The organism is Actinokineospora sp. UV203 (genome assembly GCF_056323665.1).
This window is the reverse complement of record NZ_CM150484.1, coordinates 391744-406691: the sequence shown is the minus strand read 5'-3', so window position 1 is coordinate 406691 and position 14948 is coordinate 391744. Positions and strand designations below refer to the sequence as shown.

Below are 14948 nucleotides of genomic sequence, written 5' to 3'. Positions count from 1 at the left end.
CAGCTGAAAGTCAGCCTTCGCGGCGAGCGCGGAGCTTGGCCAATGCCTCGGCCAGGATGGCTTCGCCATCGGCGTCCGAGCGGCGCTCCTTCACGTAAGCGAGGTGTGTCTTGTACGGCTCGTTGCGCGGCGCCTTCGGCGGCTCTTTCTCATCGAGCCCGGCCGGGAGGCCGCAGCGCGGGCAGTCCCAGGACTCCGGGCGCTCCGCGTCGAGGGCGAACGACGGACGCGACTCGTGTCCGTTCGCGCACCAGTAGGAAACTCGTTGCCGAGGGGCGGACTCGCCTCGCTCGGATTCACCCATGGGACCAGCCCCGACCCGGGTACCCCGGATCGCGTTGCCACCGGCCATTGATGTTCACACCCCCACCACGTGGTTCGTCAGTTTGTCCTGCGAGCCCCGCCGCCTGGCCCCAGCCCGGCAGCGGGTGAATGCCGACTCAGATGACCTTGACGAGCAGGCCCAAGCCGATGACGCAGATGATCCAAACCGACCCGACGAACAGCGTCACACGGTCGAGGTTCTTCTCGACGACGCTGGAGCCGGAGAGGCTGGACTGCATTCCGCCGCCGAAGAGCGAGGAGAGGCCACCGCCGCGACCGCGGTGCAGCAGCACCAACAGGATCAGCAGAAGGCTGGTCACGATGAGTGCGATCTGCAGGGTCAGAACCATGTCATCCTCGCTGTCGAACGGTGGAAGCAACAGGCTACCTGGTGCGGCACAGGTCTTCGAGCACCGCCCCGGCCTGATAGCCGCGAACTGTTACCAGATATCCCAGGCGCCCGCATCCGCAAGAACGCCGCGGGCCGGGCAGCGCAATGCTACCCGGCCCGGAAAAGCGTCCTCACCTACGGCAACGGTCCGCCTGCGGCCAGTGCGCAGAGCTTGGTGAACTCGTCGGCCTGCAGGCTCGCACCGCCGACGAGAGCGCCATCGATGTCGTCCTGCGCGACCAGTTCGCCGATGCTGCCGGACTTCACCGAGCCGCCGTAGAGCACGCGCACGGTGTTGGCGACGTCGTCGCCGTATTTCTCCGAAAGCTGCTTGCGCAGGGCGAAGCAGACTTCCTGCGCGTCCCGCGGGGTGGCCACGCGGCCGGTGCCGATCGCCCACACGGGCTCGTAGGCGATGACCACCTTGGCGACCTGCTCGGCCTTGAGACCCTTGAGGCCCTCGACGAGCTGCGTGGTGCAGTGCTCGACGTGGCTGCCTGCCTCGCGGACCTCGATGCGCTCGCCCAGGCACAGGATCGGCGTGATCCCGTGCTTGAGCGCGGCCTTGACCTTCTTGTTGACCAGCTCGTCGGTCTCCGCGTGGTACTCGCGGCGCTCCGAGTGGCCCACGGTGACGTAGCTGCAGCCGAGCTTGGCGAGCATCAGACCCGACACGTCGCCGGTGTAGGCGCCGGAGTCGTGCGGGGAGATGTCCTGCGCGCCGTACTTGAGCAGCAGCTTGTCGCCGTCGGTCATGGTCTGGATCGACCGGATGTCGGTGAACGGCGGCAGCACGGCCACCTCCACCTTCGCGTAGTACTTCTCGGGCAGCGAGAAGGCGATCTTCTGCACCAGGGCGATGGCCTCAAGGTGGTTGAGGTTCATCTTCCAGTTGCCCGCGATCAGGACTTGCCTAGCCACTTCAGGCCTCCAGGACCGCTACGCCGGGGAGCTCTTTGCCCTCCAGGTATTCCAGCGACGCGCCGCCGCCGGTGGAGATGTGGGAGAACCCGTCCTCGGGCAGGCCGAGCAGCCGCACGGCCGCCGCCGAATCGCCGCCACCGACGACGGAGAACGAGTCACCGTCGACGATCGCCTGGGCGACACCACGAGTGCCCTCAGCGAACGGAGCCAGCTCGAACACACCCATGGGGCCGTTCCAGAAGACGGTGCCCGCCGACCGCAGCACGTCGCTGTAGCGCTCGACGGTGATCGGGCCGATGTCCAGGCCCTTCCACGCCTCGCGGATGTGCCCGGCAAGGACTGTGTGGGTGTTGGCCGAGGCGGAGAAGTCGTCGGCGATCACGATGTCGGCCGGGAGCATGATCTTGTCACCGGCGTCGGCGAGCAGCCGCTTGCAGGTGTCGATCATGTCGGCTTCGAGCAGCGAGTCGCCGACGCCGTGGCCTTGCGCGGCGAGGAAGGTGAAGCACATGCCGCCGCCGACGAGGAGCGTGTCGACCTTGGGCAGCAGCGACTCGATGACCGCGAGCTTGTCCGACACCTTGGAGCCGCCCAGCGCCACCACGTACGGCCGCTTGGGCTCGCCCGCGAGCTGCCGAAGCACCTCGACCTCGGCGAGCACCAGGCCGCCGGCGTAGGCCGGGAGCTTGGTGGCGATGTCGTAGACCGAGGCCTGCTTGCGGTGCACCACACCGAATCCGTCGGAGACGAACGCGCCGTCAGCGCCGACCAGCGCCGCGAACTCGTCGGCCAAGCCACTGCGTTCAATGGCGTCTTTGCTCGACTCGCGCGCGTCGAACCGCACGTTCTCCAGCAGTGCGACGCCGCCGTCGGCCAGGCCGTCCACAGTGGACTTGGCCGACTCCCCCACGACGTCCGTCGCGAGCGCGACGGGCTTGCCGAGGAGTTCGCCGAGCCGCGTGGCGACCGGGGCGAGGGAGAACTTCGGGTCCGGGCTGCCCTTGGGCCTGCCCAGGTGCGCCGCCACGACGACCTTCGCGCCGGCTTCCGCCAGCTTGGAGATCGTCGGCAGCGACGCCTGGATGCGGCCGTCGTCGGTGATCTTGTCGCCGTCCAGCGGGACGTTGAGGTCGGAGCGCACGAACACGCGCCGGCCCTGGACGCCCTCGGCGATCAGGTCGTCAAGAGTTTTCATCGCGTTCAGAGCTTGGAGGCGACGAGCGCGGTCAGGTCGGCGAGGCGGTTGGAGTAGCCCCACTCGTTGTCGTACCAGCCGACGACCTTGACCTGGTTGCCGTTGACCTTGGTCAGCGGCGCGTCGTAGATGCAGGAGGCCGGGTCGCCGACGATGTCGGTGGAGACGATCGGGTCCTCGTTGTAGCGCAGGATGCCGGCGAGGGCGCCCTCGGCGGCCGCCTTGTACGCGGCGTTGACCTCTTCGAGGCTGACCTCGCGGCCCAGGGTGACGGTGAGGTCGGTGGCCGAGCCGGTCGGCACGGGCACGCGCAGCGCATAGCCGTCGAGCTTGCCCTTGAGCTCGGGCAGGACCAGGCCGATGGCCTTCGCCGCACCGGTCGAGGTCGGCACGATGTTCAGCGCGGCCGCACGGGCGCGACGCAGGTCGCTGTGCGGGGCGTCCTGCAGGTTCTGGTCCTGGGTGTAGGCGTGGATCGTGGTCATCAGGCCGCGCTCGACGACGAACGAGTCGTGCAGCACCTTCGCCAGCGGAGCCAGGCAGTTGGTGGTGCAGGAGGCGTTCGAGATGACGGTCTGCGAACCGTCGTACTGGTCGTCGTTGGCGCCGAGGACGACGGTCAGGTCCTCGCCCTTGGCGGGCGCGGAGATGATGACCTTCTTGGCGCCACCCTCGTCGACGTGCTTGCGCGCGTCGGCGGCGTTGGTGAAGAACCCGGTGGACTCGATCACGACGTCGACGCCGAGGTCCTTCCAAGGCAGCTTGCCCGGGTCGCGCTCGGCGAGGGCCTTGAGGTGGTGGTCGCCGACCTGGATGCCCTCGTCGGTCACCTTCACGTCGTAGGGCAGGCGGCCCAGCACGCTGTCGTACTTGAGCAGGTGCGCCATCGTGTTGATGTCACCGAGGTCGTTGAAGGCCACGATCTCGATGTCGTGGTCGCTGGCCTCGAGCGCCCGCCAGAAATTGCGACCGATGCGACCGAAACCGTTGACACCTACGCGAACCGTCACCGTGCGTCTCCCTCATCCCTTGGGTTGGCCTAACTGGTACTCCGGTGAACCCTAGCGCCCGCGCGTGGTGCCGCAGGTCAAGAGGTCGGCCGTCTCTCTTTATCGAATCAGAGAGACGTCATGAACACCAGAGGCCCGGCCGGAGTGATTGAGCGCCGGTGACGAAACACGGCTGATCTGTTCATCTGGGCCGGAGTGGAGTCCGCCCGCCCCCACGCCGGGCGGACTCCAGTCCGATTCCCCCTCCGCGGGTGCTCCTCCCCCAAGCAGCACCCGCGCTCCCATGAGTACAAGTGCGGGATCTCATGGTTTGGATACACAGATGAGACGGGAGTCACAATTTGGATCCCGTCTGGGCCGCGCTCAATGTCCTGAGCGCACCCACACCACGGCGAACTACGCCGCCACGGCCTGAACCGAGGCTCAGACGCATCGCCTGCACTACGCGTCGGCCTCAAGCATGTCGGGAGTCACGGCGCTCTCCGTGTCCGGCAAACCCATTTCCTTGGCCCGCTTGTCGGCCATCGCCAACAGGCGTCGAATCCGGCCTGCCACCGCGTCCTTGGTCATCGGCGGCTCGGAGAGCTGGCCCAGCTCCTCAAGAGATGCCTGCTTGTTGTTCAGCCGCAGCTCGCCCGCCGCCGTCAGGTGTTCCGGGGCCTCTGGGCCCAAGATCTCCATCGCGCGCTCCACCCGAGCCGCCGCCGCGACGGCCGCGCGGGCGCTGCGGCGCAGGTTGGCGTCGTCGAAGTTGGCCAGGCGGTTGGCGGTGGCCCGCACTTCCCGGCGCATCCGGCGTTCTTCCCACGCCAGGACGCTGGAGTGGGCGCCGAGCCTGGTGAGCATGGCGCCGATGGCGTCGCCGTCACGCACAACCACGCGGTCAGCGCCGCGAACCTCGCGGGACTTGGCCTGGATGCCCATTCGACGCGCGGCGCCGACGATGGCCAGGGCGGCTTCGGGGCCGGGGCAGGTGATCTCCATGGCCGACGAGCGGCCGGGTTCGGTCAGGCTGCCGTGAGCCAGGAACGCGCCTCTCCACGCGGCTTCGGCGTCGCAGACGCCGCCGGAGACGACGGGGGCGGGGAGTCCTCGGACCGGGCGGCCGCGCGGGTCGAGCAGGCCCGTCTGGCGGGCCAGGCCGTCGCCGTCCTTGACGACCCGGACGACATACCTGGTGCCCTTGCGCAGGCCACCGGAGGTGATCACGTGGACGTCCGCGTGGTGCCCGTACAGGTCGTGGATGTCCTTGCGCAGGCGACGGGCCGCCGAGCCGGTGTCGAGTTCGGCCTCGACCACCACCCGCCCGGCCACGATGTGCAGGCCGCCGGCGAACCGCAGCAGCGACGACACCTCGGCACGCCTGCAGCATGTCTTGGACACCGCCAACCTGCTCAGCTCGTCCTTGACCGCGGCTGTCATCGCCACTGGTACTCCTCTCCCTGGCCCGGGATACGGGCCGCCCCGCCGTCTATCCCACCACGACACGCCGAAGGGTTCAGCGTCCCCTCACCGAACCGACGGCGCGTCGCAGGCTCTCGGCGAGGGCGTCGGGGTCGTGGCGGTCACCCGCCGGGCCCGAGGCGATGGTGTCGAGCAGCAGGTCCGCCCCGAGTGCCTTCGCCGCACGTCGGAGGCGGTCCGGGGTGGACACGGCGTCCGCGTCGGCGACGACCGCGTCGATCCGCAGGCGGGGCGCGTGTTCGCTCAGAACGTCGAGATGACGCTCCGGGGAGAACCCGGCGGTTTCCCCCGGTTGGGGGACGAGATTGAGCACGACGACCCGGGTCGCGGCGGTTCGCACGAGCGCGTCGTGCAGTTCCGGGACAAGCAGGTGCGGCAGGACGCTGGTGAACCACGAGCCCGGACCGAGCAGGACCACGTCGGCGTCGCGGACCGCGGCGACCGCTTCCGGGCACGCCCTCGGCGGCTGGTCGCGGTGGGCCGCGTTGTGCAGGCGGATGCGACGGACCCGGCCGGGCGTGGTCGCCACGGCGACCTGGCCGCGGATGCGGCGGACCGTGCTCGGGTCTTCCTCCAACCCGGTCACGTCGGCCTCGATGTCCAGTGGCTCCAACGACATCGGCAGCACCCGGCCGGTCACGCCGAGCAGTCGCGCGGCTTCGGCCAGTGCCGCGACCGGGTCGCCGAGGACCTCCAGCAGACCGGCGAGTACGAGGTTGCCGATCGCGTGACCGGCGAGCGCCCCGGTGCCGCCGAAGCGGTGTTCGAACACCTCGGCCCACGCCCGCGGACCGGCGAGCGCGGTCAGCGCCTTGCGCAGGTCACCCGGCGGGAGCAGGCCGAGCTCACGGCGCAGCCTGCCCGACGAGCCGCCGTCGTCGGCGACGGTCACCACGGCGGTGACGTCGTCGGTGAGCAGGCGCAGCGCGGTGAGCGTGGCGTGCAGCCCGTGGCCGCCGCCGAGGGCGACGGCCCGGAGGCCCGGTTCCGGTGCGCTCACTCGCGCCCCAGATCGCGGTGCACGACCTTCACCGCCATGCCGTCCTCATCGGACAGTCGCCTGGACAGTTCCTCGGAAATCGCGACACTGCGGTGCTTTCCACCCGTGCAGCCGACGGCGAGAGTCAGATAACGCTTGCCCTCGCGGCGGTATCCGGCGCCGATGAGGCGCAGCAGCTCGTGGTAGCGGTCGAGGAACTCGTCGGCGCCTTCCTGGCTGAGCACGTAGTTGCGGACGTCCTCGTCGCGGCCGGTCTGGTCCTTCAACTCGGGGATCCAGAACGGGTTCGGCAGGAAGCGCACGTCCATGACCAGGTCGGCGTCCATCGGCAGACCGTATTTGTAGCCGAAGGACAGCACGGTGACCCGCGTGCTGGTGCCCGCGTCGGAGCCGAACGCGTCCTCGATCTTCGCGCGGAGCTGGTGCACCGACAGGGTGGAGGTGTCGAGGACGAGGTCGGCTTCCTCGCGCAGCGGCATCAGCAGCGAGCGCTCGGACTTGATGCCGTCGACGAGCCTGCCCTCGCCCTGCATCGGGTGGCCGCGGCGGACGTGCTCGAAGCGGCGCACCAGGACGTCGTCGGTGGCCTCCAGGAACAGCACCCGCGGCTTGTACCCGCGCGCGTCGAGGTCCTTGATGATCGCGGAGAGGTCTTCGGTGAAGGCGCGGCTGCGCACGTCCATCACGACGGCGACCTTGGAGATGGCGCCGCGGGCCTGCGCGCCCAGCTCGACCATCGTGGAGATCAGCTCGGGTGGCAGGTTGTCGACGACGAACCAGCCGAGGTCCTCCAGGCACTTGGCGGCCGTGCTTCTGCCCGCTCCGGAAAGACCGGTGACCACGGCGACTTCGACGCCAGGCCCAACATGTTCCGTCTTCACTGCTTTTCCTCGCCCCTGTTCAATGCGGTGTGAACGGCTTTCGCTGTGGCCAGGCCGATGCCCGGCACCTCGGTGATCTCCTCGACGGTGGCCGCCGTGAGCCGCTTCACCGAGCCGAAGTGCTTGATCAGCACCGCCCGGCGACTCTGGCCCAGTCCGGGCACATCGTCCAACGCCGACATTGTCATCCGCTTGGCGCGCTTCTGCCGGTGATAGGCGATCGCGAAGCGGTGGGCCTCGTCACGCACCCGCTGCAGCAGGTAGAGCGCCTCGCTGGTGCGCGGCAGGATGGACGGCTCCGGCTCGGCGGGCAGCCACACCTCTTCGAGCCGCTTGGCCAGCCCGATCACCGCGACGTCGGTGACCCCGAGGTCGGCGAGGACGTCGGCCGCGGCGTTGGCCTGCGGGCCGGCGCCGTCGACGACCAGCAGGTTCGGCGGGTAGGCGAAGCGGCGGGGTTTGCCGGTGTCCGGGTCGATGCCGGGGGTGCGGTCCTGGCCGCCGGACTCCCCCGCGTACTTGGCGAAGCGGCGGCGCACGACCTCGGCGATCGAGGCGACGTCGCCCTCGGTGGCGGCCTCGCGGATGGCGAAGCGCCGGTACTCGTTCTTGCGGGCCAGGCCGTCCTCGAACACGACGAGGGAGGCGACGACGTCGCTGCCCTGGATGTGGCTGATGTCGATGCACTCGATGCGCAGCGGCGCGCTGTCGAGGCCCAGGTTGTCCTGCAGTTCCTGCAGAGCGGCCGAGCGGGCCGTCAGGTCGCCCGCGCGGCGCAGTTTGTGCTGGGTGAACGCCTCTTTGGCGTTGCGTTCGACGGTCTCCATCAGCGCCCGCTTGTCCCCGCGCTGCGGCACCCGGACCTGCACCCGGGAGCCGCGCAGCCCGGTGAGCCACTCGCCGATCGCGTTGGCGTCGGCGGGCAGCTCCGGGACCAGGACCTCACGCGGGACCGAGTTGGCTGTGTCGTCCACATCATCGGCAAGGTCAGCCTGATCGCCGTAGAACTGGCTGAGGAACTGGTCGACCAGCCCGGTGACGGGGGATTCCTCGCCCGCGTCCTCCAGCCGGTCGACGACCCACCCGCGCTGGCCGCGGACCCGGCCGCCGCGCACGTGGAAGACCTGGACGGCGGCTTCGAACTCGTCGTAGGCGAAGGACACCACGTCGGCGTCGGTGCCGTCGCCCAGGACGACGGCCTGCTTCTCCATGGCCCGCCGCAGGGCGCCGATGTCGTCGCGGAGCCGGGCGGCGCGCTCGAACTCCAGCTCACTCGACGCCTGGGCCATCTCCTTCTCCAGGCGGCGGACCATGGCGTCGGTCTTGCCGGAGAGGAAGTCGCAGAAGTCGAGCACGATGGCCCGGTGCTCATCGGCGCTGACCTTGCCCACGCAGGGCGCGGAGCACTTGTCGATGTAGCCGAGCAGGCAGGGGCGTCCGATCTGGCCGTGCCTGCGGAACACGCCGGTCGAGCAGGTGCGGGCGGGGAAGACACGCAGCAGCAGGTCGAGCGTCTCGCGAATGGCCCACGCGTGGGCGTACGGCCCGAAGTACCGCACACCCTTCTTGCGGGCGCCGCGGTAGACGTGCAGGCGCGGGTATTCCTCGTTGAGGGTGACGGCCAGGACCGGGTAGGACTTGTCGTCGCGGTAGCGGACATTGAACCGCGGGTCGAACTCCTTGATCCAGTTGTACTCCAACTGGAGCGCCTCGACCTCGGTGGACACGACCGTCCACTCGACAGCACCGGCGGTGGTCACCATCTGGCGGGTGCGCGGGTGCAGAGAGGTGATGTCGGCGAAGTACGAGTTCAGCCTGGAGCGCAGGCTTTTCGCCTTGCCCACGTAGACGACCCGGCCACCAGGATCACGGAATTTGTACACGCCAGGCGCGTCCGGGATGGTGCCGGGAGAGGGTCGGTAGGCGGACGGGTCGGCCACATCCACAACCCTACGGCCGAGCACCGACAGCGGCGGCAGGGGCCGTCGGGAAGTACGGTGGTGCGGGGTTGATCACGACGATGACATGGGGTTGAACATGGGCGTGCGGACCGCGATGCGGAAGATGCTCGCGAGCCAGTTGGGCAATCCCCGGGGGCTGATGGGCAAGACGGTCGCGAAGCGGCTGAACAAGGTCAACCACGCCGCCACCAGCATGGCCGTCGAGGCGCTCGCGGTGGTGGACGGTGAGGTCGTCGCCGACCTTGGTTTCGGCGGCGGAGTGGGTCTGCGGCTCCTGCTCGACACGAAGGCGTCCGAGGTCCATGGCGTGGACTACTCCGCTTCGATGGTGGACCGCGCTCGGCGCGAGTACCGCGACGACCGGCTGCGACTGGTGACCGGGTCGATCACGGCGCTGCCGCTGCCCGACGACTCGGTCGACGGGCTGATCACGCTGAACACGATCTACTTCATCGAGGATCTGGCCACCGCGTTCGACGAGATCGGCCGGGTTCTTCGGCCAGGCGGGCGGGCCGTGATCGGCATCGGCGACCCGGATGCGATGGCGAAGACGCCGGTCACCGAGCACGGGTTCATCGTGCGACCGGTGGCCGACGTCGTGGAGACGCTGGAGCGGGCGGGTCTTGCGCTGACGGCGCACCAGCGGGTCAGCGAGTCCGAAATAGCCCCTCACTTGCTGGTAGTCGGCCACGCGAAATAACCGCCGCCCGTGCGGCGATCCCCGCCCACACGCAGCCCCCTTGATCAGCGGTGACCAAGGGGGCTGAAGTGTGGATACGCCGTGGGATCACACCATCGGGATCAGGCGAACACGACCTTGTCGCCCTCCACCTTGACCGGGACCTCCTTGAGGCCCGTCGTGGCGGGGCCGCCCTTGAGCGCGCCGGTCGCGCCGTCGAAGGTGCTGCCGTGGTTCGGGCACGTGATCGTCCCGCCGGCCGGGGGCGAGACCACGGTCCCCTGGTGCGGGCACGCCGCGTTGAATGCCTTGACGGTGTCGGGCGTCGGTCGGACCAGTACGAGCGGGCCCTTCGGGGTGCTCGGCAGGACCAGGCCGCTGCCCTCGGGGACGTCGGCCAGCGCGGCCAGCGGACCCGACGGGGTGGCGCCGCCCGGCGTGCCCGTGCCGCCACCCGAAGGGGTGGGGGCGGTGGTGTCGGAACAGGCGGCGACGAGAGCGCCTGGGGCGACCAGGGCCACCATCAGGCCGCACAGGACCTCGCGGCGGGACCGGGCTTCGGGTTTCGTGGTGGGTTCTACGGCTGTCAAGCGAGCCTCCAGGTCCGGGAAGGATCTACACCTTTCCCTACGCGGGCCCAGAGCACGAGGTTCACCCCAGGGCGAGATGCGTGCGCAACGCGTCGTCGAGGCGTTCCAGCAGCTCCGGGGGCAGCTTGCCGATGCGCTTGCGCACCCGGGTGGTCGCGATGGACCGGACCTGCTCTGCCTGCGCTTTCGAGTCGACCACCAGCCCGCACGCCTTCGAGGGCAGCAGGACCTGGAAGCCGAACACACGCTCGATGTTCGATGTGATGGGCACCACGGTGACCACACCACGGCCCGTGCGCGCGGCGACCGCGTTGGCGGCGTTGTTGCTGACGATCACCGCCGGGCGGACCTTGTCGGCTTCGGAGCCGCGGGCCGGGTCGAGGTCGACCAGGTGGATGTCACCGCGCCGCATCGGCCATGCCGTCGGCGGTGGCGGCGTCCCACAGGCCCGCTTCCTCGGCCTCGTCCCACTCGGCGAAGGCGGCGGCGTACTCGTCCTGCAGCTGCGACTCGCGCAGCCGGGCGATGGCGAGCTGGATCACCGAGGACCGCGAGGCCTCACCGGCCCGCGCTGAGTACTCGTCGATGAACCGGACGTCGTCCTCCGGCAGGCTGACGCTGAGCTTCACCCCGCCGATACTACCCGTGGTAGCACCTGCCGTGCTACCGCCGCGCGTGCGCCTCCCGGTGCAGGCGCCGCAGCTCGCGGATGCCCTCGACCGCCCGGGCGCCGTCGACCGCCTGCAGGGCCATGACCGGCACATACTCGTCGTCAGGCAGCTCCAGCCGGGCCCACGACGCGCCCTCGGGAAAGCTCACCGACACGATGACCGACCAGTCGAAGTGCGTGGTCCCCAGCAGGTTGCGCACGTCGACCCCGTCGGCGTCGGCGCTCACCTTCGGCCGGGTGAACCACAGCGCGCCGCAGGCCAGGAGCACGCCGATGCCCGCCATGGCGACCTGGTCGGACGGCTGGAAGAAGACCCCGGTCGGGGTGTTGCGCAGCAGGACCGCCACGGTGGTGAACACACCGATGAACACCACCGCGAACGTCCCCGCGACGAAGCGAACCTTGCGCGGTCGAGCGGTCACTGGAATCCCTGTTCCGTCCACGGGTGCCGCAGCCCACGCACCGCGAGCGCCGTCTCCAGCGCCGCCGCGCAGGCCTCGTAGCCCTTGTCCTCCGCCGAGTCCGGCAGGCCGCTGCGGTCGAGCGCCTGCTCCTCGGTGTTCACCGTGAGCACCCCGTTGCCCACCGGTGTGCTCTCGTCGAGCGACACCCTGGTCAGGCCGTAGGTCACCGCGTCGCACACGTACTCGAAGTGCGGGGTGCCGCCGCGGATGACCACGCCGAGCGCGACGACGGCGTCGTGGTGCTTGGCCAGTTCCTGGCAGACCACCGGCAGCTCGATGGCGCCGGGGACACGGACAACCGTGGGTTCCACGATTCCCGCCTCGGTCGCGGCGGCCAGCGCGCGCTCCAAGAGCCGGTCGGTGATCTCCGCGTGCCATTTGGTCGCCGCGATGCCCAGCCGGACACCCTCACACCGGGGAACCCCGGTCTGGGGCCTGCCTTCGCCGCTCACTTATCCTCCCCCGTCGACACAGCGGCCGCGGTTCCGCCGTCGTAGTGCTCCAGCTCGGCCAGGTGGTGGCCCATCCGGTCGCGCTTGGTGCGCAGGTAGTGCACGTTCTCCGGGTTCGGCCACACCGACAGCGGCACCCGGTCGACCACGGTCAGCCCGTAGCCCTCAAGGCCGACCCGCTTGGCCGGGTTGTTCGTCAGCAGGCGCATCGTCTTCACGCCGAGGTCGACGAGGATCTGCGCGCCCGTGCCGTAGTCGCGGGCGTCGGCGGGCACACCCAGCGCGAGGTTCGCGTCGACGGTGTCGTGGCCGTCGTCCTGCAGCTGGTAGGCCTGCAGCTTGTGCATCAGGCCGATGCCGCGGCCCTCGTGGCCGCGCATGTAGAGCACGATCCCGCGGCCTTCGGCGGCCACGGCCTCCTGGGCGGCGTCGAGCTGGGGGCCGCAGTCGCAGCGCAGCGAGCCGAAGACGTCGCCGGTGAGGCACTCGGAGTGGACCCGGACCAGGACGTCGGCGCCGTCGCCGAGGTCGCCGTAGACCAGGGCCACGTGCTCGATGCCGTCGAGCAGCGAGTCGAACCCGACCGCCCGGAACGTGCCGTGCGCGGTGGGGATGCGGGCCTCGGCGACCCGGACGACCTGCTTCTCGGTGCGCCTGCGGTAGGCGATCATGTCGGCGATCGTGATGATCGCCAGGTCGTGCTCGGCGGCGAAGACCTGCAGCTCGTCGAACCGGGCCATGTCGCCTTCGTCCTTCTGCGACACGATCTCGCAGAGCACGCCCGCGGGTCGTAGACCGGCCATGCGGGCGAGGTCGACGGCGGCCTCGGTGTGCCCGGGCCTGCGCAGCACGCCGCCTTCCTTCGCGCGAAGCGGCACGACGTGGCCGGGGCGGTTGAAGTCGCGCGGCGTGGAGTTCTCGTCGGCGAGCAGCCGGATGGTGTGCGCCCGGTCGGCGGCGGAGATGCCGGTGCTGACGCCTTCCTTGGCGTCCACGGTCACCGTGTAGGCCGTGCCGCGCACGTCCTGGTTGGTGTGGAACATCGGCGGCAGGTCGAGCCGGTCGCAGTCGGACTCGGTCAGCGGGACGCAGATGTAGCCGGAGGTGTAGCGGACCATGAAGGCCATCAGCTCCGGGGTGGCCTTTTCCGCGGCGAAGATCAGGTCGCCCTCGTTCTCGCGGTCCTCGTCGTCGACGACCACCACGGCCTTGCCCGCGGCGATGTCGGCGATCGCCCGCTCGATGGCAGCGAAGTCACTCACCGGTGTTCTCCTCCTCGGTGCCGCGCCCGGTCGATCCGAGGTGCGGGATAGCCAGTCTTTCCACGTATTTGGCGATGACGTCCACTTCCAGGTTGACCTTGTCGCCGGGCTTGCGGACGCCGAGCGTGGTCGCGCGCAGCGTCTCCGGGATCAGGCTGACCGAGAACCAGTCCGCACCCACCTCGACGACGGTCAGGGACACGCCGTCGACGGTGATCGAACCCTTCTCCACCACATACCGCGCCAGGCCGCCCGGGAGGCTGATCTTGACCAGTTCCCAGTGCTCGGAGGGCTCGCGCGAGATCAGCTCGCCGGTGCCGTCGACGTGGCCCTGCACGATGTGCCCGCCGAAGCGCTGCCCCACGGCGGCGGCGCGCTCCAGGTTCACGTGGTCGCCCTTGGCGACCTTGTCGAGGCTGCTGCGGAGCAGGGTCTCGCGCATGACGTCGGCGGTGAAGCTGCCGTCGGCGAGGTCGACCACGGTCAGGCAGACGCCGTTGACCGCGATGGAGTCACCCTGCTTGGCGTCGCTGGTGACCAGCGGCCCGGCGATGGTGACCCGCGCGGCGTCCGCGAGATCCGCCACGGCGATGACCTCGCCGCGTTCCTCGACGATCCCGGTGAACACCGACTGCCTCCTAGTTCCGGTCCGGCACGGCGGAGATCCGCACGTCCGGTCCACACATGGTGACGCCTTCGACCCTGAACCGGTGAGCCCCGGTGATGGTCGACACGCCCGATGCGCCCAACGCCACAGGCCCGTCACCCAGAAGCGTAGGCGCTACGTAAGCGAGGACCCGGTCGACCGCACCCGCCTGGACGAACGCGCCCGCCAGCGTCGGGCCGCCTTCGAGCAGCACATCGACCACACCACGTTCGCCTAGAGCGGCCAAGACCTCGCCTGGTTCGCGCGTGCGCAGGTGCAGCGTCTCGGCGGCGTCGTCCAGCACGCGCGCGTCCTCGGGCAGGTCTCCGGTTCCCACGACCACTCGCAACGGCTGCCGATCCGCCGTTGTTCCGTCGGCATCGCGAGCGGTCAGCGCGGAGTCGTCGGCGAGGATCGTGCCCCGGCCCGCGACGATCGCGTCGACGCGTCGGCGCAGGTCGTGGACCTGCTCGCGGGACTCCTCGGAGCTGATCCACCGGCTGGTCCCGTCGGCGGCGGCGACCCGGCCGTCGAGGGTGGCGGCGTACTTCCAGGTGACGTGCGGACGCCCGGTTCGCGCGTAGTGCAGCCAGGCGCGCAGCGGGCCGCGCTCGACCTCGTCGGCCAGCAGTCCACTCTCGACGGTGACGCCCGCCTCGGTCAGCACGGTGCGTCCGCCCGCGGCGGCGGGGTTGGGGTCGGCGACGGCGAAGACGACCCGCGCGACCCCGGCGGCCATCAGGGCGCGGGTGCAGGGCGGGGTGCGGCCGTGGTGGGCGCACGGTTCGAGGGTGACCACGGCGGTGCCGCCGCGGGCCTTGGTACCGGCGTCGACCAGGGCCATGACCTCGGCGTGCGAGCCGCCAGGCGGCTGGGTGGCGCCCACGCCGACCTGGTTTCCGTCGGCGTCGAGGATGACGCAGCCCACCGGCGGGTTGGGACTCGTCGTCCCCCGCACCGCGTCGGAGCACGCGATGGCGGCCCGCATCGCCGCGGTCAGCTTGTCGTCCACCGGATCAGTTTCGCAGGGTGCGC

Annotated in this window: 18 protein-coding genes; 1 reads left to right on the top strand and 17 read right to left on the bottom strand. The window is 70.0% G+C overall.

Features of this window, described 5'->3' with window-relative positions:
• Nucleotides 1–10 precede the first annotated feature (10 nt).
• The 9 genes from ACUZ2Y_RS01925 to uvrC all read right to left on the bottom strand — a co-directional run bounded on the left by ACUZ2Y_RS01925 (nt 11) and on the right by uvrC (nt 9129).
• The gene (locus tag ACUZ2Y_RS01925; RefSeq protein WP_091383273.1) at nt 11–352 is read right to left on the bottom strand and encodes an RNA polymerase-binding protein RbpA; all 342 of its coding nucleotides are present in this window, start codon (nt 350–352) and stop codon (nt 11–13) included.
• Nucleotides 353–440: 88 nt separating this feature from the next.
• Nucleotides 441–674 carry a preprotein translocase subunit SecG gene (secG, locus tag ACUZ2Y_RS01920; protein ID WP_091383272.1) on the bottom strand — a complete coding sequence of 78 codons (234 nt, stop codon included), beginning with the start codon at nt 672–674 and terminating at the stop codon, nt 441–443.
• Between the two features lie 176 nt (nt 675–850).
• A complete protein-coding gene (tpiA, locus tag ACUZ2Y_RS01915) occupies nt 851–1636 on the bottom strand; it encodes a triose-phosphate isomerase (RefSeq protein WP_476326293.1) in 786 nt (261 codons plus the stop codon).
• Nucleotide 1637: 1 nt separating this feature from the next.
• Complete coding sequence (locus ACUZ2Y_RS01910) at nt 1638–2834, bottom strand: phosphoglycerate kinase (RefSeq protein ID WP_476326291.1); 1197 nt, start codon at nt 2832–2834, stop codon at nt 1638–1640.
• Nucleotides 2835–2839: 5 nt separating this feature from the next.
• A complete protein-coding gene (gene gap, locus ACUZ2Y_RS01905; RefSeq protein WP_476326289.1) occupies nt 2840–3844 on the bottom strand; it encodes a type I glyceraldehyde-3-phosphate dehydrogenase in 1005 nt (334 codons plus the stop codon).
• 441 nt (nt 3845–4285) lie between these two features.
• On the bottom strand, nt 4286–5272 hold the full coding sequence (gene whiA / locus ACUZ2Y_RS01900) for a DNA-binding protein WhiA (RefSeq protein WP_476326287.1): 987 nt from the start codon (nt 5270–5272) through the stop codon (nt 4286–4288).
• 70 nt (nt 5273–5342) lie between these two features.
• Nucleotides 5343–6308 (bottom strand): gluconeogenesis factor YvcK family protein, encoded by a 966-nt coding sequence (locus tag ACUZ2Y_RS01895; protein WP_476326285.1) that lies wholly within the window; start codon nt 6306–6308, stop codon nt 5343–5345.
• On the bottom strand, nt 6305–7189 hold the full coding sequence (gene rapZ / locus ACUZ2Y_RS01890; protein ID WP_476326283.1) for an RNase adapter RapZ: 885 nt from the start codon (nt 7187–7189) through the stop codon (nt 6305–6307). The genes ACUZ2Y_RS01895 and rapZ overlap by 4 nt, the downstream gene beginning before the upstream one ends.
• Nucleotides 7186–9129 carry an excinuclease ABC subunit UvrC gene (gene uvrC / locus ACUZ2Y_RS01885; protein WP_476326281.1) on the bottom strand — a complete coding sequence of 648 codons (1944 nt, stop codon included), beginning with the start codon at nt 9127–9129 and terminating at the stop codon, nt 7186–7188. Before uvrC ends, rapZ begins: the two co-directional genes overlap by 4 nt.
• An 85-nt stretch (nt 9130–9214) precedes the next feature.
• On the opposite strand from uvrC, the gene ACUZ2Y_RS01880 reads away from it, so the two are divergent.
• Nucleotides 9215–9850 carry a class I SAM-dependent methyltransferase gene (locus tag ACUZ2Y_RS01880; RefSeq protein ID WP_476326279.1) on the top strand — a complete coding sequence of 212 codons (636 nt, stop codon included), beginning with the start codon at nt 9215–9217 and terminating at the stop codon, nt 9848–9850.
• A 101-nt stretch (nt 9851–9951) separates the two neighbouring features.
• Here the strand turns inward: ACUZ2Y_RS01880 and ACUZ2Y_RS01875 are convergent, their stop codons facing one another.
• The 8 genes from ACUZ2Y_RS01875 to ribD form a co-directional block, all read right to left on the bottom strand.
• Nucleotides 9952–10419 (bottom strand): Rieske (2Fe-2S) protein, encoded by a 468-nt coding sequence (locus ACUZ2Y_RS01875; RefSeq protein ID WP_476326277.1) that lies wholly within the window; start codon nt 10417–10419, stop codon nt 9952–9954.
• 61 nt (nt 10420–10480) lie between these two features.
• Nucleotides 10481–10831: a type II toxin-antitoxin system PemK/MazF family toxin gene (locus ACUZ2Y_RS01870; protein WP_476326275.1), complete on the bottom strand. Its 351-nt coding sequence runs from the start codon at nt 10829–10831 to the stop codon at nt 10481–10483.
• Complete coding sequence (locus ACUZ2Y_RS01865) at nt 10818–11048, bottom strand: ribbon-helix-helix domain-containing protein (protein WP_431422677.1); 231 nt, start codon at nt 11046–11048, stop codon at nt 10818–10820. The genes ACUZ2Y_RS01870 and ACUZ2Y_RS01865 overlap by 14 nt, the downstream gene beginning before the upstream one ends.
• A gap of 34 nt (nt 11049–11082) precedes the next feature.
• Entirely contained in the window at nt 11083–11511 is a 429-nt protein-coding gene (locus ACUZ2Y_RS01860) for a PH domain-containing protein (RefSeq protein ID WP_476326272.1), read from the bottom strand.
• Nucleotides 11508–12005: a 6,7-dimethyl-8-ribityllumazine synthase gene (gene ribH / locus ACUZ2Y_RS01855; protein ID WP_476326270.1), complete on the bottom strand. Its 498-nt coding sequence runs from the start codon at nt 12003–12005 to the stop codon at nt 11508–11510. Before ribH ends, ACUZ2Y_RS01860 begins: the two co-directional genes overlap by 4 nt.
• Nucleotides 12002–13267: a bifunctional 3,4-dihydroxy-2-butanone-4-phosphate synthase/GTP cyclohydrolase II gene (locus ACUZ2Y_RS01850; RefSeq protein WP_476326268.1), complete on the bottom strand. Its 1266-nt coding sequence runs from the start codon at nt 13265–13267 to the stop codon at nt 12002–12004. Before ACUZ2Y_RS01850 ends, ribH begins: the two co-directional genes overlap by 4 nt.
• Nucleotides 13260–13895, bottom strand: a complete 636-nt coding sequence (locus ACUZ2Y_RS01845) for a riboflavin synthase (protein ID WP_476326266.1) — start codon at nt 13893–13895, stop codon at nt 13260–13262. The genes ACUZ2Y_RS01850 and ACUZ2Y_RS01845 overlap by 8 nt, the downstream gene beginning before the upstream one ends.
• A gap of 10 nt (nt 13896–13905) precedes the next feature.
• Complete coding sequence (ribD, locus tag ACUZ2Y_RS01840) at nt 13906–14901, bottom strand: bifunctional diaminohydroxyphosphoribosylaminopyrimidine deaminase/5-amino-6-(5-phosphoribosylamino)uracil reductase RibD (RefSeq protein WP_476331504.1); 996 nt, start codon at nt 14899–14901, stop codon at nt 13906–13908.
• Between the last annotated feature and the right edge of the window lie 47 nt (nt 14902–14948).